Origin of the sequence: Streptomyces sp. 147326, from assembly GCF_045000215.1 — a bacterium.
Lineage (GTDB): Bacteria > Actinomycetota > Actinomycetes > Streptomycetales > Streptomycetaceae > Streptomyces.
Map to the genome: position 1 here is coordinate 3,301,893 of NZ_CP134201.1, position 22,281 is coordinate 3,324,173.

At 72.6% G+C, this 22,281-nt stretch carries 25 protein-coding genes and 1 pseudogene; 7 read left to right on the forward strand and 19 right to left on the reverse strand.

From position 1 onward, the window contains the following. Positions 1-42 precede the first annotated feature (42 nt). The 4 genes from RIU97_RS14410 to sigE all read right to left on the reverse strand — a co-directional run bounded on the left by RIU97_RS14410 (position 43) and on the right by sigE (position 3,486). The gene (locus RIU97_RS14410) at positions 43-489 is read right to left on the reverse strand and encodes a sec-independent translocase (protein ID WP_404956807.1); all 447 of its coding nucleotides are present in this window, start codon (positions 487-489) and stop codon (positions 43-45) included. A 142-nt stretch (positions 490-631) separates the two neighbouring features. After that, positions 632-1,993, reverse strand: a complete 1,362-nt coding sequence (locus RIU97_RS14415) for a S1C family serine protease (protein ID WP_404956809.1) — start codon at positions 1,991-1,993, stop codon at positions 632-634. Between the two features lie 54 nt (positions 1,994-2,047). Beyond that, the gene (locus RIU97_RS14420) at positions 2,048-2,710 is read right to left on the reverse strand and encodes a zf-HC2 domain-containing protein (RefSeq protein ID WP_404956811.1); all 663 of its coding nucleotides are present in this window, start codon (positions 2,708-2,710) and stop codon (positions 2,048-2,050) included. Beyond that, the gene (gene sigE / locus RIU97_RS14425; protein WP_404956813.1) at positions 2,707-3,486 is read right to left on the reverse strand and encodes an RNA polymerase sigma factor SigE; all 780 of its coding nucleotides are present in this window, start codon (positions 3,484-3,486) and stop codon (positions 2,707-2,709) included. Before sigE ends, RIU97_RS14420 begins: the two co-directional genes overlap by 4 nt. 177 nt (positions 3,487-3,663) lie before the next feature. On the opposite strand from sigE, the gene RIU97_RS14430 reads away from it, so the two are divergent. After that, positions 3,664-4,326, forward strand: coding sequence for an O-methyltransferase (locus RIU97_RS14430; protein ID WP_030710037.1), 663 nt, complete (start codon positions 3,664-3,666; stop codon positions 4,324-4,326). Positions 4,327-4,360: 34 nt separating this feature from the next. Here the strand turns inward: RIU97_RS14430 and RIU97_RS14435 are convergent, their stop codons facing one another. After that, positions 4,361-4,978, reverse strand: a complete 618-nt coding sequence (locus RIU97_RS14435; protein WP_404956816.1) for a hypothetical protein — start codon at positions 4,976-4,978, stop codon at positions 4,361-4,363. Between the two features lie 127 nt (positions 4,979-5,105). Beyond that, positions 5,106-5,273 carry a DUF3117 domain-containing protein gene (locus tag RIU97_RS14440; protein WP_003966491.1) on the reverse strand — a complete coding sequence of 56 codons (168 nt, stop codon included), beginning with the start codon at positions 5,271-5,273 and terminating at the stop codon, positions 5,106-5,108. Positions 5,274-5,606: 333 nt separating this feature from the next. Between RIU97_RS14440 and RIU97_RS14445 the strand changes: the two genes are divergently transcribed. Further along, on the forward strand, positions 5,607-6,410 hold the full coding sequence (locus RIU97_RS14445; RefSeq protein ID WP_404956818.1) for an enoyl-CoA hydratase/isomerase family protein: 804 nt from the start codon (positions 5,607-5,609) through the stop codon (positions 6,408-6,410). A 36-nt stretch (positions 6,411-6,446) separates the two neighbouring features. Here the strand turns inward: RIU97_RS14445 and RIU97_RS14450 are convergent, their stop codons facing one another. Further along, complete coding sequence (locus RIU97_RS14450) at positions 6,447-7,025, reverse strand: DNA-3-methyladenine glycosylase I (protein WP_404956820.1); 579 nt, start codon at positions 7,023-7,025, stop codon at positions 6,447-6,449. Further along, positions 7,022-7,378, reverse strand: coding sequence for a DivIVA domain-containing protein (locus RIU97_RS14455; protein WP_404956822.1), 357 nt, complete (start codon positions 7,376-7,378; stop codon positions 7,022-7,024). Before RIU97_RS14455 ends, RIU97_RS14450 begins: the two co-directional genes overlap by 4 nt. Before the next feature lie 76 nt (positions 7,379-7,454). On the opposite strand from RIU97_RS14455, the gene folP reads away from it, so the two are divergent. Further along, positions 7,455-8,315, forward strand: coding sequence for a dihydropteroate synthase (gene folP / locus RIU97_RS14460; protein WP_404956824.1), 861 nt, complete (start codon positions 7,455-7,457; stop codon positions 8,313-8,315). A gap of 75 nt (positions 8,316-8,390) precedes the next feature. Here folP and RIU97_RS14465 read toward each other — a convergent pair whose 3' ends face one another. Together RIU97_RS14465 and dapE are read right to left on the reverse strand one after the other, a co-directional pair. Continuing rightward, positions 8,391-9,149 (reverse strand): TIGR00730 family Rossman fold protein, encoded by a 759-nt coding sequence (locus tag RIU97_RS14465; protein ID WP_404956826.1) that lies wholly within the window; start codon positions 9,147-9,149, stop codon positions 8,391-8,393. 64 nt (positions 9,150-9,213) lie between these two features. Then, entirely contained in the window at positions 9,214-10,293 is a 1,080-nt protein-coding gene (gene dapE / locus RIU97_RS14470; RefSeq protein ID WP_404956828.1) for a succinyl-diaminopimelate desuccinylase, read from the reverse strand. Between the two features lie 76 nt (positions 10,294-10,369). On the opposite strand from dapE, the gene RIU97_RS14475 reads away from it, so the two are divergent. After that, a complete protein-coding gene (locus RIU97_RS14475; protein ID WP_404956830.1) occupies positions 10,370-11,365 on the forward strand; it encodes a hypothetical protein in 996 nt (331 codons plus the stop codon). A 293-nt stretch (positions 11,366-11,658) separates the two neighbouring features. Continuing rightward, positions 11,659-12,075, forward strand: a complete 417-nt coding sequence (locus tag RIU97_RS14480; protein WP_404956832.1) for an ATP-binding protein — start codon at positions 11,659-11,661, stop codon at positions 12,073-12,075. Positions 12,076-12,152: 77 nt separating this feature from the next. On the opposite strand, the gene dapC is transcribed toward RIU97_RS14480, so the two are convergent. Together dapC and fdxA are read right to left on the reverse strand one after the other, a co-directional pair. Next, positions 12,153-13,247, reverse strand: coding sequence for a succinyldiaminopimelate transaminase (dapC, locus tag RIU97_RS14485; protein ID WP_404956834.1), 1,095 nt, complete (start codon positions 13,245-13,247; stop codon positions 12,153-12,155). A gap of 109 nt (positions 13,248-13,356) precedes the next feature. Next, positions 13,357-13,686 (reverse strand): ferredoxin, encoded by a 330-nt coding sequence (gene fdxA, locus RIU97_RS14490; RefSeq protein ID WP_030011906.1) that lies wholly within the window; start codon positions 13,684-13,686, stop codon positions 13,357-13,359. Between the two features lie 117 nt (positions 13,687-13,803). On the opposite strand from fdxA, the gene RIU97_RS14495 reads away from it, so the two are divergent. Together RIU97_RS14495 and RIU97_RS14500 are read left to right on the forward strand one after the other, a co-directional pair. Then, on the forward strand, positions 13,804-14,790 hold the full coding sequence (locus RIU97_RS14495) for a GNAT family N-acetyltransferase (RefSeq protein ID WP_404956837.1): 987 nt from the start codon (positions 13,804-13,806) through the stop codon (positions 14,788-14,790). After that, positions 14,787-15,581, forward strand: coding sequence for a tetratricopeptide repeat protein (locus RIU97_RS14500; protein WP_404956839.1), 795 nt, complete (start codon positions 14,787-14,789; stop codon positions 15,579-15,581). Before RIU97_RS14495 ends, RIU97_RS14500 begins: the two co-directional genes overlap by 4 nt. Positions 15,582-15,674: 93 nt before the next feature. Here the strand turns inward: RIU97_RS14500 and RIU97_RS14505 are convergent. The 7 genes and pseudogenes from RIU97_RS14505 to RIU97_RS14535 all read right to left on the reverse strand — a co-directional run. Next, positions 15,675-15,983: pseudogene (locus tag RIU97_RS14505) on the reverse strand (response regulator transcription factor); the annotation flags it as partial. 155 nt (positions 15,984-16,138) lie between these two features. Beyond that, entirely contained in the window at positions 16,139-18,016 is a 1,878-nt protein-coding gene (locus RIU97_RS14510; protein ID WP_404956841.1) for a hypothetical protein, read from the reverse strand. 357 nt (positions 18,017-18,373) lie between these two features. After that, positions 18,374-18,757: a DUF6113 family protein gene (locus tag RIU97_RS14515; RefSeq protein ID WP_361770378.1), complete on the reverse strand. Its 384-nt coding sequence runs from the start codon at positions 18,755-18,757 to the stop codon at positions 18,374-18,376. Beyond that, the gene (gene mshB / locus RIU97_RS14520; RefSeq protein ID WP_404956843.1) at positions 18,754-19,650 is read right to left on the reverse strand and encodes an N-acetyl-1-D-myo-inositol-2-amino-2-deoxy-alpha-D-glucopyranoside deacetylase; all 897 of its coding nucleotides are present in this window, start codon (positions 19,648-19,650) and stop codon (positions 18,754-18,756) included. Before mshB ends, RIU97_RS14515 begins: the two co-directional genes overlap by 4 nt. Before the next feature lie 23 nt (positions 19,651-19,673). Next, positions 19,674-19,868 carry a hypothetical protein gene (locus RIU97_RS14525; protein ID WP_361770372.1) on the reverse strand — a complete coding sequence of 65 codons (195 nt, stop codon included), beginning with the start codon at positions 19,866-19,868 and terminating at the stop codon, positions 19,674-19,676. 393 nt (positions 19,869-20,261) lie between these two features. After that, positions 20,262-21,305: an ABC transporter ATP-binding protein gene (locus RIU97_RS14530; RefSeq protein WP_404956846.1), complete on the reverse strand. Its 1,044-nt coding sequence runs from the start codon at positions 21,303-21,305 to the stop codon at positions 20,262-20,264. Next, the gene (locus RIU97_RS14535; protein WP_404956848.1) at positions 21,298-22,272 is read right to left on the reverse strand and encodes an ABC transporter ATP-binding protein; all 975 of its coding nucleotides are present in this window, start codon (positions 22,270-22,272) and stop codon (positions 21,298-21,300) included. Before RIU97_RS14535 ends, RIU97_RS14530 begins: the two co-directional genes overlap by 8 nt. Positions 22,273-22,281: the final 9 nt, after the last annotated feature.

The following is a 22,281-nucleotide window of genomic DNA, read 5'->3' on the forward strand; positions in this document are numbered from 1 at the left end:
GAGGATAGCCACCCGACCGCGGATCGCCGGGCAGGCCGCGCGTCACGTGGCGTCGGCGTCGAAGCGCGAGCGCTGTTCCGGGGCCGGGGAGACTGGCTTCTTCAGCAGATCCGGGCCGGTGCCGATGGGCGTGGCGGCGGCCGACGGGGCGGCCGCGGCGGGGGTGGCCTCGTCGCTGTTCACGGCGTCGGTGACGTCGTTCAGCTCCTTGCGGAGGTCGAAGCTGCTGCGGATCTCCTTGAGGTCCTCGTTCTCGGTCAGCTGCTTGCGGATGAACGTCTTCGGATTCAGGTCCTCGAACTCGAAGTCCTTGAATTCCGGGCCGAGTTCGGAGCGGATGTCCTGCTTCGCGCTGTCCGAGAACGCGCGGATCTTCCGGATGACGCCCGTCACGTCCTGAATGACCTTGGGCAGCTTTTCCGGGCCGAAAACGAGAATGGCGAGCACCACGATGGTGACGAGTTCGAGTGCGCCTATGTCGTTGAACACCTTGCCGCTCCTCGGCTCTGTACCACTTCGGGCCCGAACACACGGTACCCGGCGTTGTCCTCACACCCATACCTGCGTACCACTCCGTGGCCGTTTCGCCCCCAGACTTCGTCCGGGAGGTGACCCGGACGTCACCCCGCGCTCATGATCCGTTCGCCGATCCGAGGACCACCTGGAGGGTGCGTTCCCGGCCCTCGCGCAGCACGGTGAGGGTCAGCGGATCGCCCGGGCGGTGCGCCCGGATCTTGATGATCAGCTCGTCTCCGCCCCGGACCCGCTGGCCGTCCACCTTGGTGATCACGTCGCCGGCCTTGATCCCGGCGCGCGCGCCCGGCCCGTCGGAGACTACGGACGGTTTGCCGTCCTCGCCCTTGTCCCCGACCCGGGCTCCGTCGCCCGTGTAGTCCATGTCGAGGGTGACCCCGATGACGGGGTGCGTGGCGCGGCCGGTGCGGATGAGCTCCTCGGCGACGCGCTTGCCCTGGTTGATGGGGATGGCGAAGCCGAGCCCGATGGAGCCGCCCTGGCGGGTGGGGTCGTCCTTGTCGGCTCCGCGGATCGCGCTGTTGATGCCGACCACGTGGGCCTTGGCGTCGAGGAGGGGGCCGCCGGAGTTCCCGGGGTTGATGGGGGCGTCGGTCTGCAGGGCGTCGACGTAGCTGATGTCGCTGCCGTCGCCCTTGTCGCCGCCCGCGGTGACGGGCCGGCCGGTGGCGCTGATGATGCCGGAGGTGACGGTGTTCGAGAGGTCGAAGGGCGCGCCGATGGCCACCACCGGGTCGCCGACCTGCACGTTCTCGGAGTTCCCCAGGCTCAGCGGCCGCAGGCCCCGTACGCCGCTGACCTTGACCACGGCCAGGTCGTACCCGGAGTCGCGGCCGACCAGCTCGGCGGTGACGCTCTCGCCGGTGCTGAAGGTGACCGCTATCTCCTTGGAGTCGGCGACCACGTGGTTGTTGGTCAGGATGTGGCCCTGCTCGTCGAGGACGAAGCCGGTGCCCGTGCCGCTGCCCTTCTCGCCCCGCACGTGCAGGGTCACCACTCCGGGCAGCGCGGTGGCCGCGATCCCGGCCACGCTCCCGGGCGCCCGGCCCTTGTCGGCGACGGCGGCCTGGGGGAGCTCCAGCCGCGTGCCGCTCTGCCGCTCGGCGAGCACGCCGACGTAGCCGCCGATCCCGCCGGCGAGCAGGGCGGTTCCGGCGCTGAGGGCCGCCACCTGCCACAGCCGGAAGCCGCGCCGTTCCCTGCCGCGGTCCACGACCTGCAGCGGCTGCCCGCCCCAGGGGTCGTACCGCACCTCGCGGGCCGGCGCCGCCCCGTCCGGGCCGGCGTCCGGTGATGGCGGGACGCCCTCCGGGGATGCCGGGACGGCGTCCTGGACGGCCGGGGCACCGTCCTCGGCTCCGGGCCGCGGGGCGGGCACTCCTCCGGAGCGGCCGTCAGCCGTGCCCTCGGGCCGGCTCCACCACTGTGGAGCCGGATCGGTCTGCTGCCTGTCGGCCATGGGCGCTCCCCGCGTACCTATGCGCATGTGCCACAGATTCAACCAGCTCCGGGGTCAGCGCAGCAGGGAGACCGGACGCGCCGGGCTCGGCGGGGCGGGGTGCACGGGTGGCAGCGGGGTCGCGGCGGTGGACAGGAGGCTCGGGACGGCCGCGGGCGTGGGCATGCGCTCACGCACCGCCGCGTCGGCCACGGGCAGCGCGGGGCCGGGCCTGGAGGCGGGCGCGGGGGAATCCCCCCGGACGTTGGGGTCCGCGGCCTCCTGCGGCAGTCCGCCGCCCAGCGCGAGCGCGGCCAGCGACACGGCTCCGGCGGCGACGAAGGCGAACCGGCGGCGCGGCCGGCCCACCTCGTGGATGCGGAAGCCCTGCTGCTGCGGCCGGGCGGTCGCGTGCAGCCCGTACGCGAAGGCCTCGAAGGGGTCGGCCGCGGTCGGGCCCGGGCCCGGTGGACCCGCGGGGCCGGACGGGCCGTCAGGGCCGCCGCCGGGCAGCCCCTGCAGCCGCGCCAGCAGTCCCGCGGACAGCGGTGGCGGCGCGCTCTCGACGAACATGGTCTTCAGGCGGCGCTGGGCGTCGGCCTCGGCTTTGCACTTGGCGCACGTCGCCAGGTGGGCCAGGACCCGTTCCCGCGCGTCGTGCTTCAGCTCCCCGTCCACCAGGGCGGCAAGCCGGTCGCCCAGGTGCTGTTCGGCAGGGGACGGACTGACTTCGCTCACTCGGCTCCGCCCTCTCCCCCGGCGCCGGGGGCGCCCATCGACACGCCCGCCAGGGCGCGCTGCTCGGCACGGGCCTCGGGAGACCGGTGCTTGAGCGCCTTGCGCAGGTGCGAACGGCCCCGGTGGATACGGCTGCGCACGGTGCCGAGCTTCACGCCGAGCGTGGCGGCGATCTCCTCGTACGACAGGCCCTCGATGTCGCACAGCACCACGGCCGCGCGGAACTCGGGCGCGAGGGTGTCCAGCGCCTGCTGGACGTCCGCGTCGAAGTGGGTGTCGTGCAGCACCTGCTGCGGGGACGGCTCGCGGCTCGGCAGCCGCTCGGCGGCGTCGTCGCCGAGCGCGTCGAAGCGGATCCGCTGCTTGCGGCGGACCATGTCCAGGAACAGGTTCGTCGTGATGCGGTGCAGCCAGCCCTCGAACGTGCCGGGCGTGTATGTGGAGAGCGAGCGGAAGACGCGGACGAAGACCTCTTGGGTCAGGTCCTCGGCATCGTGCTGGTTCCCCGTCAGACGGTAGGCAAGGCGGTAGACCCGCGCGCTGTGCGTGCTGACGATCTCCTCCCACGAGGGAGGGGTCCACGCCTGGGAGCCCGCATCGGCGGCAAAGGTCGCGGTGGTTGCGGCGTCGGCGGTGTGGAAGCGGTCAGCAATGTAGGTCACGGATTTCGGCTCACCCGCCGACCAGAAGAGGCGTCTCAGCACGCCCCTACGATCCACAGGCGCAGCCGCACCTCCCCTGTCGGCTCTGGTGGTGTCCAGTGGAGTCCCTACCATAGCCACCCCCTCTGTCAGCTCCGGATAAGCGTTTTTGCAGTATCTTTACGCGGGACTTAGGCCCCGGAGCGGTCCCGGCCGCCGATCTGCCCGGCACCGTCCTTCTCATCCCGCCTCCACCCCTCACAACGCCCGGTCCCATCTGCGGGTTCCCGACGTCAGCGGATACAGTCACCGTTGCGCCAACTATGGGGACAGGAGAGGGTCATTACCGGCAACCGGCAGACGAGCTGGGCGTTCGCCGACGCGTTTGTCGCCGAGGACGACGCTCTGCGATGGGCCCGCGACCGGTCCAGGGAAGCGGGCCTGCGCTCCGTCTCCCCCGGCACCGGGGCCGCGCTGCGCCTGCTTGCCGCCACCGCGGACGCCAAGGCGGTCGCCGAGATCGGCACCGGAACGGGCGTCTCCGGCATCCACCTCCTGCACGGCATGCGCCCCGACGGGGTGCTGACCACGGTGGATCCCGAGCCGGACCGGCAGGCCTTCGCCCGCCAGGCCTTCCGCGCCGCCGGCTTCGCGGGCAACCGCGCCCGCTTCATCCCCGGCCGCGCCCTCGACGTCCTGCCCCGGCTCGCCGACGGCGGATACGACCTCGTCTTCTGCGACGGGGACCCCACCGAATCCCTCGACTACCTCGCTGAATCGTTGCGTCTGCTGCGCCCCGGCGGGCTGGTGTGCTTCGAGGGGGTCTTCTCCGACGGCCGTACGGTCGACTCCGCGGCCCAGCCGGTGGAGGTGCTCCGCGTCCGCGAGCTGCTGCGCAGCGTCCGGGAGAGCCCGGCCCTGGAGGCCGCGCTGCTCCCGGTGGGCGACGGACTGCTCTGCGCCGTCCGCCGCTGAGCGCCGGGCGCCGGGCGCCCGGCCCCTCGTACGGTCAGCTCAGGAGCGCGAAGGTGAGGGCGGCCGTGCCGCCCAGGGCGGTACCCGCGAGGAGCTGAGCCGTCGTGTGCGCCTTCAGCGCCAGGCGGGACCAGCCCACGGCGGCGGCGATCAGGGCCGCGGGGAGCGCCGGCGGGCCGAAGGCGAGCGCCAGGATCATCACCGTGCCGCCCGCCACCGACATGTGGACGGATATCTGCCAGCCGACCGTGACCAGCAGGGACGAGACCAGCCCCACGAGCATCGCGACGACGAGCGCGAAGACGTCCCGGGGCGCGCCGAGGACGTGCAGCAGGGTGATCCCGGCGATCACGGAGAGCAGGCTCAGGCCCATCGGGACGAGCCGCTGGCGCCGCACCCGGATGTGCTGGTCGGTCAGCGCCCCGCGGCGGACGCCGAGGACGATGATGCCGATCGGGACCACGCCGCAGAACAGGGCGCCGAGCAGGCCCCAGCCGAGCCCGGTCCACGAGGTGGTGCTGTGCCACCCGATCAGCAGGAGCAGGGCCACCACCAGGTTCGCCGGCGCCAGGACGTCGGAGAGGACCCGGGCGGCCTTCTGGCGGGGGCTGCAGTCGGCGAAGGCGGGCGGCGCGGGCGGGGAGAAGGTCACGGCGTGGCTCCGGAGGGGATCTGTCCTCGAACACGACACAACGCTGCCCCGGCCGCTGATCGCGGTCGGGGCAGCGCAGAGAATGCAGAATGCAGAAGGTGGAAGTGCTGTCAGCGTCCTTGGGGGGTCAGCCGACGACCTTCTTCAGGGCGTCACCCAGGGCGTCCGCCTCATCGGGGGTCAGCTCGACGACAAGCCGACCGCCGCCCTCGAGCGGTACGCGCATGACGATGCCCCGCCCCTCCTTGGTGACCTCGAGCGGGCCGTCGCCCGTCCGCGGCTTCATGGCCGCCATGCTCGTTCCCCTTCCTGAAACCAGCTCATCGTCAGCCGACGGCCCCATTCAGGCGCCTAATACCCGGCATCGAACACATTGCTTCCCAGCCATTATCCCGCATGTCAGGACCCGATGACCAACATCGGCCGGGAACGCTTGGGCAACGCGCTTGACCAAAACCACTCATTTCGGGGACCCGCCTGCGATACTTCGCCGCCGCACCGCGGGAACGGCATCGGCTTTCTTTGACGCACATCACATGTGCGCGTCGCGTCCGGTCCGCCATGCTGGCCCTTGCACCGGCCGGTACCGGCCGGTAGCCAAGCCCGCGACGAAGGGGGACCCCCTGCCATGGCCGACAGCGTGCTCTACGAAGTGACCGACGGACTCGCGACCATCACGATCAACCGTCCGGACGCGATGAACGCGATGAACACCGAGGCCAAGGTCGCCCTGCGCGACGCGGTCCAGGCCGCGGCCGGGGACACGGCGGTACGGGCCGTCCTGCTGACCGCGGCCGGCGACCGGGCCTTCTGCGTGGGCCAGGACCTCAAGGAGCACGTCGGGAACCTCGCCTCGGACCGCGAGACGGGCTCCTCGCTGACCATGACCACGGTCGCCGACCACTACAACCCGATCGTGAGGGCGCTCACCGAGATGCCGAAGCCCGTGGTGGCCGGGGTGAACGGCGTCGCGGCCGGGGCCGGCTTCGGCTTCGCGCTGGCGGCGGACTTCCGGGTGGTCGCCGACACCGCCTCCTTCAACACCTCGTTCGCCGGGGTGGCGCTGACCGCCGACTCCGGGGTCTCGTGGACCCTCCCCCGCCTGATCGGCGCCTCCCGCGCCTCGGACCTGCTGCTCTTCCCGCGTTCGGTCAAGGCCCAGGAGGCGTACGAGCTCGGCATCGTCAACCGCCTGGTGCCCTCGGACTCCCTGCACGCGGAGGCCGAGGCCGTGGCCCGCACCCTCGCCGCGGGCCCCACGGTCGCGTACGCCGCGCTGAAGGAGTCCCTGGCGTACGGGGCCTCCCACTCCCTCGCGGAGTCCCTGGCCCGCGAGGACGTCCTCCAGACCCGTGCGGGGGCCTCCGAGGACCACGGCATCGCGGTCCAGGCCTTCCTCGCGAAGCAGCCGCCGAAGTACCTCGGCCGCTAGCCCGTCTCTCGCGGACCCCGACTGACCCGCGCCGGATCAGGCGGGGGCGCGGGAGGTGCAGTCCGACAGGTGGTCGTTGACGAGGCCGCAGGCCTGCATCAGCGCGTAGGCCGTCGTGGGGCCGACGAAGCGGATGCCGGCCTTCTTGAGGGCCTTGGCGAGGGCGGTGGACTCCGGGGTGATGGCCGGGACCTCGGTGACCGTCCGCGGGGCGGGTGCGGGCTCCTCCGGGACGTGGGACCAGATCAGGGTGTCCAGCTCGCCCGGCTCCCACCCGGCGAGGACCTTCGCGTTGGCCAGGGTCGCCTCGATCTTGGCCCGGTTGCGGATGATCCCCTCGTCGGCCAGCAGCCGCTCCGCGTCCCGCTCGTCGAACGCGGCGACCGCCTCGATCCCGAAGTCGGAGAAGGCCTTGCGGAAGCCCTCACGGCGCCGCAGGATCGTCAGCCAGGACAGCCCCGACTGGAAGGCCTCCAGGCACAGCCGTTCGTAGAGGGCGTCGTCGCCGTGGACCGCACGGCCCCACTCGGTGTCGTGGTAGGCGACGTAGTCCGGCGTGGACAGCGCCCAGGGGCAGCGCAGCAGCCCGTCCGTTCCGGCCAGCACGCCGCTCACCGCTCGCCGCCCTTGCCGAGGTCCACGCGGTCGGCCCCGTCCGCCGGGGCGGTGGCGGGCCCGGCCGCCGCGGCGGTCAGCTGCGCGATCCGTGCGTCCCGCTCGGCCAGTTCCGCCGCGAGCCGCTCCAGTACGTCGTCCACCTCGGCCATCCGGTAGCCGCGCGGCGCGACGGGCAGCCGCAGCGCGTCGATGTCCGCGCGTACGACGGGCCGGCTCTCCGGCAGCCCGTCCGCCACGCGGTCCGGCTCCGCCTCCGGCAGGACGGCCTCCGAGCCGCCCCCGATCACGGCCAGGGTGACCGCCGCCACGACCACGACCAGCGCGATCATCAAGAAGAAGAACACGATCAACTCCCCTGAGAGACTCCGGCCACCAGGTTAAGGTCGCAGGCGAGGCGCGAGGGCCGCCGAAGGAGGAAAGAGCAGGATGCTGCGACTGGGCAGGCGCGAGTTCGACACCCACGAGCCGGTGATCATGGCCATCGTGAACCGGACTCCGGACTCCTTCTACGACCAGGGCGCGACGTTCCGCGACGAGCCGGCGCTGGACCGCGTCGAGCAGGCGGTCGCCGAGGGCGCCGCGATCATCGACATCGGCGGGGTCAAGGCGGGCCCCGGCGAGCACGTGGACGCGGCCGAGGAGGCCCGGCGCACGGTCGGCTTCGTGGCCGAGGTCCGGCGCCGCTTCCCGGACGTGGTGATCAGTGTGGACACCTGGCGGCACGAGGTCGGCGAGGCCGTGTGCGAGGCCGGGGCGGACCTGCTGAACGACGCGTGGGGCGGGGTGGACCCCAAGCTGGCGGAGGTCGCGGCGCGCTACGACGTCGGCCTGGTCTGCACGCACGCGGGCGGGGTCGAGCCGCGCACCCGGCCGCACCGGGTCGCGTACGAGGACGTGATGGAGGACATCCTGCGGGTCACGGTCGGCCTCGCCGAACGCGCCGCCGCACTCGGCGTCCGCCGCGACGCGATCATGATCGACCCGGGCCACGACTTCGGGAAGAGCACCCGCCACTCGCTGGAGGCCACGCGCCGGCTGGAGGAGATGACGGCGACGGGCTGGCCCGTCCTGGTCTCCCTGTCCAACAAGGACTTCGTCGGCGAGACCCTCGACAAGCCGGTCAAGGAGCGCCTGCTGGGCACCCTGGCCACGACGGCCGTGTCCGCCTGGCTGGGCGCGCAGGTCTACCGCGTCCACGAGGTCGCGGAGACCAAGCAGATCCTGGACATGGTCCGCTCCATCCAGGGCCACCGCCCGCCGGCCGTCGCCCGCCGCGGCCTGGCCTGAACATCCGTGACCCGGGAACGGGAGGGGTGAGCGGCCCGGGCCGGGCGCCGTCGGCCGGGCCCGGGCCGGCGGGGGCTACTTGCCGACTTCCTTCGTCACCAGCGCGATCGCCTCGTCCACGTCGTCCGTGACGTGGAACAGGTAGAGGTCCTTCTCCGAGGCCTTGCCCTGGGCGATCACCGTGCCCCGCAGCCAGTCGATCAGGCCGTTCCAGTACTCCGTGCCGAACAGCACGATCGGGAAGCGGGTGATCTTCTGGGTCTGGACCAGGGTCAGCGCCTCGAACAGCTCGTCCAGCGTGCCCAGGCCGCCCGGCAGGACGACGAAGCCCTGGCTGTACTTCACGAACATCGTCTTGCGGACGAAGAAGTACCGGAAGTTCAGCCCGAGATCGACGTGCTGGTTGAGCCCCTGCTCGAACGGCAGCTCGATGCCGAGGCCGACCGAGATGCCGTTGGCCTCGCGGGCGCCCTTGTTGGCCGCCTCCATCGCTCCCGGACCGCCGCCGGTGATCACCGCGAAGCCGGCGTCCACCAGCGCGCCGCCGATCCGTACGCCCGCCTCGTACTCGGGCGTGCCCGCCGCGGTGCGGGCCGACCCGAACACGCTGATCGCGGGCGGCAGCTCGGCGAGCGTGCCGAAGCCCTCGATGAACTCCGACTGGATGCGCAGGACCCGCCAGGGATCGGTGTGCACCCACTCGGAGGGCCCGGCGGAGTCCAGCAGCCGCTGGTCCGTCGTACTGCCCGCCTTGATCTGGCTCCGCCTCCTCAGCACCGGCCCGAGCTGCTGCTCCTCGGGCCGACGACGAGCGGTACCTTCGGGGTTGCCCATGATGTGCTCCCTCCTGCTGATCGTTGGATCAGGGTAGGCGCACAAAGGTGACGAGAAGCGGAATTCAGGAGGTCAGCCAGGCGCGGAGTCGTTCCTCGCAGTGCAGGATGGCCTTCGTCTCGACCCGCTCGTCGACCTTGTGGGCCAGCAGGGCGTCGCCCGGGCCGTAGTTGACGGCCGGGACGCCCAGCGCGCTGAAGCGGGAGACGTCCGTCCAGCCGAACTTCGGCATGGCGCGGCCGCCCACGGCCTCCATGAAAGCCGCGGCCGCCGGGTGGGAGAGGCCGGGGAGGGCGCCGCCGGAGGAGTCGTCGACGACGAACTCGGCGATGTCGCAGTCGGCGAACACCTCCCGTACGTGCGCGAGCGCGTCGGCCTCGCTGCGGTCGGGGGCGTAGCGGAAGTTGACCGTCACCGTGCACGCGTCGGGGATGACGTTGTTGGCGACGCCGCCCTCGATGCGCACCGCGTTGAGGCCCTCGTGGTACTCCAGGCCGTCGATGACCGGCTTGCGCGGCTCGTACGACGCGAGGCGGGCCAGGATCGGGCCCGCCGAGTGGATGGCGTTGGAGCCCATCCAGCTGCGGGCCGAGTGCGCGCGCTCGCCGGCGGTGCGCAGCAGGACGCGCAGGGTGCCCTGGCAGCCGCCCTCGACCTCGGCGTCGGAGGGCTCCAGCAGCACCGCGAAGTCGCCCGTCAGCCAGTCGGGGTGGGCCTCGGCGACCTTGCCCAGGCCGTTGAGGTCGGCGGCGACCTCCTCCTGGTCGTAGAAGACGAAGGTGAGGTCCCGGTTGGGTTCGGGCACGGTCGCGGCGATGCGCAGCTGCACGGCGACACCGGACTTCATGTCGGTGGTGCCGCAGCCCCACAGGACGTCGTTCTCGTCGAGGCGGGACGGGACGTTGTCGGCGATCGGCACGGTGTCGAGGTGGCCGGCGAGCACGACGCGCTCGGCGCGGCCGAGGTGCGTGCGGGCGACGACGTTGTTGCCGAAGCGGTCCACGGTGAGGTGGGGCAGGCCGCGCAGCGCGTCTTCCACGAGGTCGGCGAGTACCTTCTCGTCGCCGCTCACGGACGGAATGTCGACGAGCCGGGCGGTCAGCTCGGCGGCGTCCAGGGTGAGGTCCAGCTCGGATTCGGACATGGAATGACCCTAACGCCCCGGACTGGGGCGGGGCCTCGCCGTCCGGCCGGTGGACGCGTCATATGCCTCAAGTACGGTGGGCCGCGTGTCCGAGAACCGTGATTCCCGTCCTCGCCGCCGCCGGCCGCTGCGCGCGGCCGTCGGTCTGCTCGTTCTCCTCGCGGTGATCGGCTACTTCGCCGTGCAGCGCGCCTCGAACGGCGGTGGCGGCGCCCCGTTCTGCGTGGCCAGCGTGAACGCGGGCAACCACGACGGAACCTCTGAATCGTACGAAATGTCCCCGGAGCAGGCGGCGAACGCGGCGACGATAGCCGCCGTCGGCGTCGCGAAGGGCCTGCCCGACCGGGCGGTGACCATCGCGCTGGCGACGGCCATGCAGGAGTCCGCGCTGCGCAACCTCGACCACGGCGACCGGGACTCGCTGGGTCTCTTCCAGCAGCGGCCCTCGATGGGCTGGGGCACCCCGGAGCAGATCACGGACCCGGTCTACTCGGCCGGCATCTTCTACGACCACCTCGTCGACGTGCCGGGGTACTCGCGGCTGCCGCTCACGGTGGCCGCGCAGAAGGTGCAGCGCAGCGGGTTCCCGCAGGCGTACGCGAAGCACGAGCCGGACGCGACCGTGCTGACGGCGGCCTTCGGCGGCGACGGCACCCTGGACTGCGGCGGCCCCGCACCCACCGGGCCGGGCGACCCGGAGAAGGTACGGAACGAAATGACCCGGATCTTCGGCAAGGAGGGCCTGCACACCCTTGCCCCGCAGACCGGCCAGGCGGGCCAGGCCGGCCGGAACAGCGGCGGGGGCAAGGGCGGCCCGGAGGCCGAGGTCACCCTGGTGGAGAAGGCGAACGGCGGTGAGGCCGCCACGCGCCGCAGCCGGGCGATGGCCTACTGGGCGGTGGCCAACTCGAAGGAACTGGGCATCTCCCGGGTGTCCTACGGCCTGCGCGCCTGGATCGCGGGCCAGGCCCGGGGGCAGTGGCAGCACAAGGGTGGCACGGGGGCCAAGGACGGCGACGGGGATCCCCGCAACGCGAACCCGGGCGAGGTACGGATCTTCATGGCCCGCTGACCTCCACGGCGTGCCGGATGACCGGCGCCGGTCATCCGGCGGGCCCCTGCGCGACACGCCGGGGACGGACATCCGGGCGCACGTGCGAGCGATCACCCCTGCGAGGGTGATCCATTCAGTGGGCCAAGGCCCGCGGGAAGCACGGAAGCCCTGGTCGGCCCGCATCCGATGCGCTTGTCGCGGAAGCCGATTAAACGATGCGTTACCGATCCTTTACCGTCCGGCACCGCAACCCCACCCGCCCCGCGAGCGGTTAGTCACGGCGTACTCAGCCGCTACCGCTTAGGAGCAACATGTCTCTCCCCCTGACCCGTCGGATCGCCCGTGCCGCGCTGCTCCTCGCAGCCGGGGCAGCGCCCGTGGTCGGTGCGGCCGGCGCGGCCAGCGCCGCCGGTCTGGAGTCCGTGCCGCAGCTGGGCGCACTCACCGCGCAGGACGCGCCCGAAGCCGCCACCGACGCGACCACGGGCGCGGCCACCGACGCCGTGGGCTCCACCGCCGAGACCCTGCCGGCCCCGGCCGCCGACGTGGCCGGCAAGGCGGGGGGTCTGCTCGGCGGACTGCCCACGACGAAGGAGCTGCCCGTGTCCGAGCTCCCCGTGTCCCAGCTGCCGGTGTCCGAACTGCCGGTGTCCGAACTGCCGGTGTCCGAGCTGCCCGTGGGCAGTGTCCTGCCGGCGGGACTGCCCGGCGCACCGCTGGGCGGCTGACGCCCGCGGAAAACACCGAGGGGGCCGGGAGTTCGCACTCCCGGCCCCCTCGGGCCGTTCCCGGCCCCGCCCGGCGCTCAGCCGAGGCGCTTGACCGCCGCCTCGACGCGCTCGTCGGTGGCGGTGAAGGCGACGCGTACGAACCGCGCGCCCGCCTCGCCGTAGAAGTCGCCCGGCGCCACCAGGATGCCCAGGTCCGCGAGGTGGGCGACCGTCTCCCAGCAGGGCTCGTCCCGGGTCACCCACAGGTAGAGGCTCGCCTCGCTGTGCTCGACCCGGAAGCCGTGCGCCTCCAGTGCCGCACGCAGTGCCGCGCGGCGGGCCGCGTAGCGCTCGCGCTGCTCCTCGACGTGCCGGTCGTCGCCGAGCGCCGCCACCGTGGCCGCCTGCACCGGTGCCGGGGTCATCATGCCGCCGTGCTTGCGGATCTCCAGGAGCTCGCCGAGCACGTCCGCGTCACCGGCGATGAAGGCCGCCCGGTAACCGGCCAGGTTGGAGCGCTTGGAGAGGGAGTGGACGGCGACGATCCCCTCGTACGAGCCGCCGCACACCTCGTCGTGCAGGACGGAGACGGGCTCGGCCTCCCAGCCGAGCTCCAGGTAGCACTCGTCGCTGAAGAGCAGGATCCCGTGCTCGCGCGCCCAGGCCACGATCCGGATCAGCTCCTCCCTGGGGAGGACCTTTCCGGTGGGGTTGGACGGGGAGTTGAGCCACAGCAGCTTCACACCGGCGGGATCGAGCTCGGTGGGGTCGTCGTAGACGACGGCCTCGGCGCCGCACAGCCGCGCGCCGACCTCGTAGGTCGGGTAGGCGAGCCGCGGGTAGGCGACCTTGTCGCCGGCCCCGAGGCCCAGCTGGGTCGGCAGCCAGGCCACCAGTTCCTTGGAGCCGACGACCGGCAGGACGTTGCGGTGCTCGGCGGCGCTCGCGCCGAGGCGCCCGCGCACCCAGCCCGTGATCGCGTCGCGCAGGGCGGCCGTGCCCCACACCGTCGGGTAGCCCGGGGAGTCGGCGGCCCCGATCAGGGCGCGCTGGATCAGCGGCGGGACCGGGTCCACGGGCGTGCCGACGGACAGGTCGACGATGCCGTCCGCGTGGGCCGCCGCCGTCTTCTTGTACGGCTCCAGCTTGTCCCAGGGGAAGGCGGGAAGACGGTCGGATACTGCGGCCACGATGGTCTCTGCTCTCTCTGGGTACTGGCTGGTAGCTGGTCCGCAAACGCCTCGGTCCCGTGCGGCGACGAGGCCGTACGGGACCGAGGGGCGCGTCTGCCGGAAAGGGTCAGTGCTCGCCGTTGATACCGGCAGGCAGCGCAGCGACGAAGGGGTGATCGCGCTCGATCAGGCCCAGCTTGGAGGCACCACCGGGCGAACCGAGCTCGTCGAAGAACTCGACGTTCGCCTTGTAGTAGTCCTTCCACTCTTCCGGAGTGTCGTCCTCGTAGAAGATGGCCTCGACCGGGCAGACCGGCTCACACGCACCACAGTCGACGCACTCGTCCGGGTGGATGTACAAGGACCGCTGGCCCTCGTAGATGCAGTCGACGGGGCACTCTTCGATGCATGCCTTGTCCTTGACGTCGACACAAGGCTCCGCGATGACGTAGGTCACGCTCTCGTTCCTCCTCGGTAGGGCTTTCCATATCGCGCGGGAGCGCGGCGTCGTCGATGCCCGCACCTAGTATCTCCGTTCCCGGGCACGATCCGAACAGGAGGGGCGGACAGAGCTGTGGAAATCAATGCCGGTGGACTGCTGGAGGTCCGAATCACCCCGGCTGACGTGGGTAAACGTGTCTCTGTACGACGGGTGGAGGCCGGGCTGAGCGGATCACCCGAGTTCACGGACACGGTCGGTGTGCTCACATCCTGGGCCCAGGGTGTGCTGCTGATCACAAAGAAGAACGGGCAGTCCGTCCGCATCGCGGAATCCTCCCTGGTGGCGGGCAAGACGGTGCCTCCGGCGCCGGCGCGGCGGCGGGGTCCGGCGGCCTCCTTCGAGGAGCTGTCGCGGGTCGCGGCTCGATCCTGGCAGCCGCTGGAGAGCGAGCTGCTGGGCGACTGGACGCTGCGGGCGGCCGCCGGATTCACCCGGCGGGCCAATTCGGTGCTGGCCGTGGGCGACCCGGGGATACCACTGGACGAAGCACTCGCGCGAGTGACCTCCTGGTACGCGGAACGAGGGCTTCCGGCCTATGTGCAGGCCGCGACCGGAGCCGCCGGCACGCAGGAGCTGCTCTGCGCGGAGCTGGAACGGCGGGGCTGGGCGTCCGAGGTGTCGGCGGAGGTACGGATCGGGGCGCTGGCGACGGCGGCCGACGTGGCGGCGCCCGCCGCCGGATCCGTACGACTGACCCGTGTCCCGGACGAGGAGTGGCTCCGGCGCTACGGGAAGGTCGACGACCTCGACGTGGCCCGGCGGCTGCTGGTGGAGGGCCCGTCGGTGTGGTTCGCGTCGCTGGACGGGGGCCGGGCGGTCGGGCGGTGCGTGGTGGACGGGCGCTGGGCCGGCTTCTCGGCCGTGACGGTCGATCCCGTGCAGCGCCGGGAGGGCCTGGCGACGGCCGTGATGGCCGCCCTGGCCGGCAAGGCGCTGGAGGAGGGCGCGTCGGCGGCGTGGCTGCAGGTCGAGACGGACAACGCGGGGGCGCTGGCGCTGTACGACGGGCTGGGCTTCGCGACGCACCACACCTACCACCACTACCGGGCGGCGGGGTGAGTCCGGCGGACCGGCGGGAGGAGTTCGCGGCGCAGGCCCGGTCGGAGCGGCCCGATCTGGCACTGCTGTGCCTGCTGCTGGCGACGGAGGCGGACCCGGACCTGGACGAACGCGCCATGGACTGGGCGCAGATCGAGCTGGACCGGCTCGCGGGGATGCTGCCGTACGGGCTGCGGGGCGCGCGGGCGTGGGCGTCGGCCGTGACGGAACTGCTGGGCGGGCGGCTCGGCTTCCACGGCACCCCCGCGGACTACGGCCGGCTGTCGTCCTCGCTGCTGCACGAGGTCCTGCGGCGGCGGCGCGGCCTGCCGATCCTGTTGTCGGTGGTGTGGCTGGAGGTCGCCCGGCGGGCGGGGGCGCCGGTGTACGGGCTGGGGCTGCCGGGGCACTTCGTGGTGGGCTTCGGGGACCCGGAGGAGGGCGTGGTCGTGGACCCCTTCGCGGGCGGCGCGTCCTTGGGCGCCGGGCCCGCGGAGCTGGCGGCGGGGCCGCGCACGCCGGCCGGCACCCTGGACATCGTGCTGCGGATCCTGGGCAACATCCGGGCGTGGGCGTCGACCCGCCCGGAACAGTCCGGGGTGGCCCTGTGGGCGCTCGAACTGTCGCTGCTGCTGCCGTCGCATCCGGCGGCGCTGCGGTACGAGCGGGCGCGGCTGCTGGTGGAACGGGGCTCCTTCCAGGAGGGGGCGGCGGCGCTGGACGCGTACGCGGACGTCGTCGCCGCCATCGACCCCGACGCGGCGGCCCGCATCCACGCGGAGGCCGTCTCCGCCCGCGCCCTGCTGAACTGACCCGGCTCGGTGTTTTCAGCCCCGCCGGCGTTCGAGACGCGGGCGCGGAGCGCCGTAGGGGGTCCGGGCGGAGCCCCGGAAACGGCGGCGCGGCTAGAGCCAGCCCTTTTCGCGGGCCACGCGCACGGCTTCGGCGCGGTTGCGCGCCGCCAGTTTTCGGATCGCCGTCGACAGGTAGTTGCGGACCGTACCCGCCGACAGGTGCAGCCGCGCCGCGAGTTCCGCGTTGGTGGCGCCCGTCTCCGCCTCCCGCAGGACCTCCCGTTCGCGGTCGGTCAGCGGGTTCGCGCCCTCCGCCAGGGCCGCCGCCGCGAGCGTGCGGTCGATGACGCGCTCCCCCAGGAGGACCTTGCGCACGGCCGCCGCCAGCTGCGCGGCCGGGGCGTCCTTGACCAGGAAGGCGGTCGTCGTCATGGGAAGAGGTTCGCCCGTACGGGGTCCCGCGCGGCAGTGGCGGGCGTCGTGCGTGCCGGATGACAGATGTCATGCGGCGGACGTGACAGTGCCCCCGCCCGGGTTCCGGGCGGGGGCACTGGTCTGCTGTGGCGGGGCGGAGGCTAGCTCGCGTCGGTGTCGATGACGACGGTCCGCTCGGCCGTGGTCTTGCCACGCAGGGCCTTGCCGAGGGCGCCGGCGACGTCCTGCGGGGTGACCGCCGTCTTGGCGCCGGTGCCGCGGGTGATCAGGACACCGTCGAAGGTGTTCCCGTAGACCGCCTTGAGCGCCTCCAGGTCGAACTTCTCGGTGAGGCGGCCGTCCACGGCCTGCATGCTGAGGAACTTCGGCAGGGACTTGGAGCCGAAGGGGAGGGACTTGCCCCCCGCCTTGACCGTGGCGATGGCGGACATCGCGGGCTCCGCGAACTCCTTCATCGCCCGGTCCAGTTCGGCCTGGTTGACGACCGGTTCCCTGGTGGTGGTCGGCAGTTCGGCCACGGCCGCCTTGCCGGTGGCGACCTGGTCGCGGAAGGCCTTGTTGACCAGCTCGGCGGAGGCGTCCACGTCCAGGGTGGTTCCGGGCTTGCCGGGGACGGCGACGGCCTTGCCGGTGTCGAAGGTGATCGTGCCCTCGGTGACCGAGCCGGCCGTGCCGGCCAGCTCCTGGAGCGCGACCTGGAGCTTCTCCTCGTCGACCGGCATCACGGGGTCGGCGACGCGCTCGTTGCCGAGCAGGGAGCCGATGACGGTGACGGGGTTGTAGTCGCTGCCGGCCGCGTTGCGGACGGTGGTCTGGCTGTCCAGGGTGAGCCCGGCCTTGTCGGGCTTCAGCTCGACCTGTTTGCCGCCGACGCTGAGCTGGATCGGGGTGGTGGCGCGGGTGCCGAAGGCCGTCTGGAGCTTGGACACGGCCTCGTCGCGGCTGCCGCTGATGTCGACGCCGAGGACGGTGGTGCCCTTGGGGACGTCGGAGTGGTTCAGGAGCAGCCCTGCGCCGTAGGCCACGCCGATCAGGGCCACGATGCCGCCGCCGAGCAGGACCAGCTTGGAGCGGCCCTTCTTGGCGGGCTTGGCCGGCTTGGCGGCCCCGGCCTTCTGCGGCGTGGGCACGGGGCGCGGGGCGGCCGGTGCCGGTACGGGGGTGGGCAGCGGAGCGTCCAGCTCGGGGCCGGGCCAGCTCGACGCCTCCTCGGCGCGGGGTCCGCCGCCGGGGCCGCCGACCGGGCCGGTGCCGAAGCCGGGACCGCCGGTGGGTCCGGTGGGGCCGCCGGGCCCGTTGCCGTAGACCGGGAAGGCCTCGGTGACGGGGCCGCCGTCGCCCTGGTCACTTCCGTACACCGGGAAGCCCTGGGTGGACCCGACGCCGGGGCCGCCGGCCATCGGGGCGGCGGGGGCGGGCGCCGGAGCCTGGGCGTAACCGGTGCCGTATTCCGCCACGGGCGGCGGCGGGGTGCGCGGCGGCGCGTAGGCGCTGTCCGGCGCCGCCGGCGGGGCCTGGGTGTGCGGCGGGGGCGCGTAGCCGCCTCCCTGCACGGGCGGAGGCGGCGTCGGACGGGGCGCGGCGCCGGGCACGGGCCGCTGCGCGAGCGGGGGCGGCGGCGGGGCGGACGCGGCCGGCGGCATCTGCGCGGCAGCGGGCGCCGGGGCGGCGGGCGCGGCGCCGGCCGGCTTGCGGGGGGCGAACCAGTTGCTGGCGGCCGGCTCCTCGGCTTCGGCCGGGCCCTGGGCGCGGGTCGGCTCCGGCTCCCGCTCGGCCTCGATCCGCGTCGGCTGGGGCTTGGGGCGCTGCGCGAGCGGCGGCTCGGGCCTCGGCTCGGGCGTGGGCTGCGGCCCCTGCTCCGGCGCGCCGGCGGCCGGGCCGGAGCTGGTGCCCATCGACTTGCGCACGACCACCGGCGGGATCGGCCGGGAACCCGGGATGTTGATCCGGATCCGGGTCGTCAGGGTGGTCTCGGTCTTGGGCCCGTCGGATTCGGGCGTGGACGGCTTCGAGGTCACAGGGTTCTCCTCCGGAGCGGTCGGCGCGCCAGGTCCGGACGGCACAGTCGTGGACGGGTGCTGGCCGGTTCCATACGGCGGCGTCCCCGAGGGGTATGCGGCTCCGCCGTGCCCCTTGGGCCCGGAGGACGAACTGTCGGTTTCACGACTCAAGGCAGGTTCTCCCGGTTGGCTCCGCCGCCCGTCATACCGTGCGCGGGCAGCTCGGCGGCCCGTCCACCATACTGGCCGCCGCCCGCGCGCAACTGACGGCCGGGAATCAGGGGTTCCCCATCACGCCCGCCAAACCCCCCTGAACCGCCCCGAGAGCCCCTGCGCGCCCCCTGCGCCGACCTCCCTACAAGGTCCGACACCACGTCACTTGGCAGACCGCGCGGCCGAAACCGGCCGGTCCAGCGGGCCGCGCATCGTGGCACACATCACAGCGAGCACCGTTCCACCCAATAGGTAGACGTACATACCGATTCCGGACGAACTAAGGAGGAAGTCCCCCTCGGGGCGCGGGACGCTGAGCATCACGTACGCGAGGAACCAGCCCGCCGCGGCCCCGCCCACCCCGAGGGCGGTCCCGAGGGCGATCCGGCCCCCGAGGAAGAGACCGAAGAGGGCCAGCAGGCCGAGCAGCAGGCCGCCGGGGAACCACAGGTCCACCACCAGCCAGCCGGCCGCGCCGGTCAGCGCGCCCGCGACCACCAGGCCCAGGCAGCCGGCGATCCGGCCCGCCGTCAGGGAGCCGGTCACGCCTGCACCCCCGCGAAGAGGTCGTGCTCGCGCGTCCCCGCCGGGGCGCCGGGACGGCCCTCGACCAGTTCGTAGTACTCGCGCGTGAACAGCGGCTGCGCCAGGTCGTTGGAGAGGGCGAAGAAGGGCCCGTCCACGGCGATCTGGGTGGCGTGGGCCCGCATGGCGGCCGCCTTCGCCGCCACGAAGGGCTCCTCGGCCCCGATCTCGGCGGTGATCCGCTCGTCGGCGACGACCCCCGGCACGTCCTCGGGCGAGCCCAGTCCCGGGAAGGGGTTCCCGGCTCCGGCGGCGCGCAGCCGGGCGAAGCCCTCCTCGACCACGGAGAGCGGGACGCGGTTCCAGTAGATCTTCCCGACCGCGTGCGGACCGCCGAGGTCGCGCCGGTACGCGGTCTCCGCGGCCAGTTCGGCGGCGCGCATGGCGACCCGGTGGGCCTGGATGTGGTCCGGGTGCCCGTAGCCGCCGTCCGGGTCGTACGTCACGAGCACCTGCGGGCGCAGCTCCCGGATCACCTCCACGAGGTACGCGGCCGCCTCGTCCACGTCGGCCGACCAGAAGGCCCCCCGGCGCTGGTTCTGCGGGGCGCCCATCATCCCGGAGTCCCGGAAGCGGCCGGGGCCGCCGAGGAACCGGTGGTCGTGGACGCCCAGTTCGGCCATGGCGGCGGCGAGCTCGCCGACGCGGTGGGCGCCCAGGGTGTCGTCGCGGTCGGCCGCCAGGTGGGCGAGGGCGGGCGGGATGACCTCGCCCTCCTCACCGAGGGTGCAGGTCACCAGCGCGACGTGGGCGCCCTCGGCCGCGTACTTGGCCATGGTGACGCCGTTGTTGATCGACTCGTCGTCCGGGTGCGCGTGCACGAGGAGCAGACGACGGGCGGGAAGACCGTTCATGGACCTAGCCTACGAGGCCAGGGCTAGAACTTGAGGCCACTGATCATGGTCGCCACGTTCGAGGTGAGCTGGCTGAGGGTCGGCGCGACGGTGGAGCTCGCCAGGTAGAAGCCGAGCAGTACGCAGACGACCGCGTGTCCCGCCTTCAGGCCGGCCCTCCGGACCAGCAGGAAGACGATGATCGCCAGCAGCACCACGGCGGAGATCGAGAGTGCCACGGCGTTTCACCTCCACGTCGAGCGGACATCGGTACGCGTATTCGCGCTCGGCGAGAGTCATACCCACCGTGCGCTACGGATCATAACTATCCGTGCCAGCGCATCGATCGAAATCCGGCAGCACGAGGGGCGCATGGCGCGCACGGGCGGGGTCACGGGGAGGCCGGCCGGGGAGGCTGTACGCCTCCCCGGCCGGCTGTCGGCACCCGCACGGCCGCACGCCACCCAGGCTGCATGCCCCAGATCTCGGGGCAGAAACGGTCAAGTTGCCCCCGTGTAAACCGCGTTGCGGGGCGGTGTCCACACCCGCGTCTCACACCCCGCGGGTGGCCGGAAATGATCGGTTAACGGGGAGTCCGTCCCACGGACAGGACAGGACGGACGGGGCGGGAGCTAGTCCTCCGCGCCCTTCGGCGGCGGGGGCGGCACCACCTGTTTCTCCGCCGCGAAATGGCACGCCGAGGGGTGGGCCGCCGGACCCGAGGGGAAGACCTCCGGGACCGCCAGCAGCGGAACCTCGGCCGTGCAGCGGGGCTGGGCCTTCCAGCACCGGGTGCGGAAGGGACAGCCCGACGGCGGGTCGGCCGGGGACGGCACGTCGCCGGAGAGGATGATCCGCTCGCGGTGGGCGCGCGCCTCCGGGTCGGGCACGGGAACGGCCGAAAGCAGGGCCTGGGTGTACGGGTGGGTGGGGTGGTCGTAGATCTGGGTGTCGGTGCCGATCTCCACGATCCGGCCCAGGTACATGACGCCGACCCGGTCGGAGATGTGCCGCACGATCGACAGGTCGTGCGCGATGAAGACGTAGGACAGGCTGAAGTCGTTCTGGAGACGGTCCAGGAGGTTGATGACCTGTGCCTGCACGGAGACGTCGAGCGCGGAGACCGGTTCGTCGGCCACGATGATCTCGGGCCGGAGCGCGAGGCCGCGGGCGATGCCGATGCGCTGGCGCTGGCCGCCGGAGAACTGGTGCGGGTAGCGGTTGATGTACTCCGGGTTGAGGCCGACCACGTCGAGGAGGTCCTGGACCTTCTGACGGCGCGAGCCCTTGGGAGCCACCTCCGGGTGGATCTCGTAGGGCTCGCCGATGATGTCGCCGACCGTCATGCGCGGGTTCAGCGAGGTGTACGGATCCTGGAACACCATCTGGATGTTGCGGCGCACGGCCTTCAGGGCGCGGCCGGACAGCTTGGTGAGGTCCTCGCCCTTGTAGAGGATCGAACCCGCCGTCGGCCGCTCCAGGTTGACCAGCATCTTGGCCACGGTCGACTTTCCGCAGCCGGACTCGCCGACGATGCCCAGCGTCTCGCCGGCGCGCAGGTCGAAGGAGACCCCGTCGACGGCCTTGACCGCGCCGACCTGTTTGCGGAAGACGATCCCCTGGGTCAGCGGGTAGTGCTTGACCAGGTCCTTCACTTCCAGAAGGGACTCAGCCACGGAGGCACTCCTTCCAGAAGAAGCACGCGCTGGTCCGTTCCCCGGCCACCTGCGCGAGCGGCGGGACCTCGGCGCGGCAGAGGGCCTGGGCCATCGGACAGCGCGGGTTGAAGGCGCAGCCGGGCGGGATGGCCAGCAGGTTCGGCGGCAGGCCCTTGATCGCGTACAGCTCCTGGCCCTTCTGGTCCAGGCGCGGGATGGAATCCAGCAGTCCGCGCGTGTACGGGTGGGCGGGCGCCTTGTAGATCTCGTGGACGGGGGCCGCCTCGACGATCCGGCCCGCGTACATGACAGCGATCTTGTCGGCCACGTCGGCGACCACGCCCAGGTCGTGGGTGATCAGGATGAGGCCCATGTTGAGCTCGCGCTGCAGCTCGGCCAGCAGGTCCATCACCTGGGCCTGGACGGTCACGTCCAGGGCCGTCGTCGGCTCGTCCGCGATGATCAGCGAGGGCTCCAGGGCCAGCGCCATGGCGATCATGATGCGCTGGCGCATGCCGCCCGAGAACTGGTGCGGGAAGTCCCCCACCCGCTGCTTCGCCGCCGGGATCTTCACCCGGTCCATCAGCTCGACGGCCTTGGCCTTGGCGTCCTTGCGGGACATCCCGCGGTGGACCTCGTACATCTCGCCGAGCTGCTTGCCCACGCTCAGGACCGGGTTCAGGGACGAGAGCGCGTCCTGGAAGATCATCGCCATGTCGGCGCCGCGGATCCTGCGCCGCTCCTCCTCCTTCATCTTGAGGAGGTCCTTGCCCTTGAAGAGGATCTCGCCGCCCGCGATCCGGCCCGGCGGCATGTCGAGGATCCCCATCACGGCCTGGGCGGTCACCGATTTGCCCGAGCCCGACTCGCCGAGCACGGCGAGCGTCTCGCCCTCGTCCACCGAGTAGTCGACACCGTTGACCGCCTTCGCGACTCCGTCGCGCGTCTTGAATTCCACGTGCAGGTCGCGGACTTCGAGCAGCATGTGCGGGGC

Excerpts from the sequence above, each read along its gene's own strand:
- RIU97_RS14415 (WP_404956809.1), bottom strand. The coding sequence starts at position 1,993 with ATGGCCGACAGGCAGCAGACCGATCCGGCTCCACAGTGGTGGAGCCGG.
- sigE (WP_404956813.1), bottom strand. The coding sequence starts at position 3,486 with ATGGTAGGGACTCCACTGGACACCACCAGAGCCGACAGGGGAGGTGCG.
- RIU97_RS14440 (WP_003966491.1), bottom strand. The coding sequence starts at position 5,273 with ATGGCGGCCATGAAGCCGCGGACGGGCGACGGCCCGCTCGAGGTCACC.
- RIU97_RS14445 (WP_404956818.1), top strand. The coding sequence starts at position 5,607 with ATGGCCGACAGCGTGCTCTACGAAGTGACCGACGGACTCGCGACCATC.
- folP (WP_404956824.1), top strand. The coding sequence starts at position 7,455 with ATGCTGCGACTGGGCAGGCGCGAGTTCGACACCCACGAGCCGGTGATC.
- RIU97_RS14465 (WP_404956826.1), bottom strand. The coding sequence starts at position 9,149 with ATGGGCAACCCCGAAGGTACCGCTCGTCGTCGGCCCGAGGAGCAGCAG.
- dapE (WP_404956828.1), bottom strand. The coding sequence starts at position 10,293 with ATGTCCGAATCCGAGCTGGACCTCACCCTGGACGCCGCCGAGCTGACC.
- RIU97_RS14480 (WP_404956832.1), top strand. The coding sequence starts at position 11,659 with ATGTCTCTCCCCCTGACCCGTCGGATCGCCCGTGCCGCGCTGCTCCTC.
- mshB (WP_404956843.1), bottom strand. The coding sequence starts at position 19,650 with ATGAACGGTCTTCCCGCCCGTCGTCTGCTCCTCGTGCACGCGCACCCG.
- RIU97_RS14535 (WP_404956848.1), bottom strand. The coding sequence starts at position 22,272 with ATGCTGCTCGAAGTCCGCGACCTGCACGTGGAATTCAAGACGCGCGAC.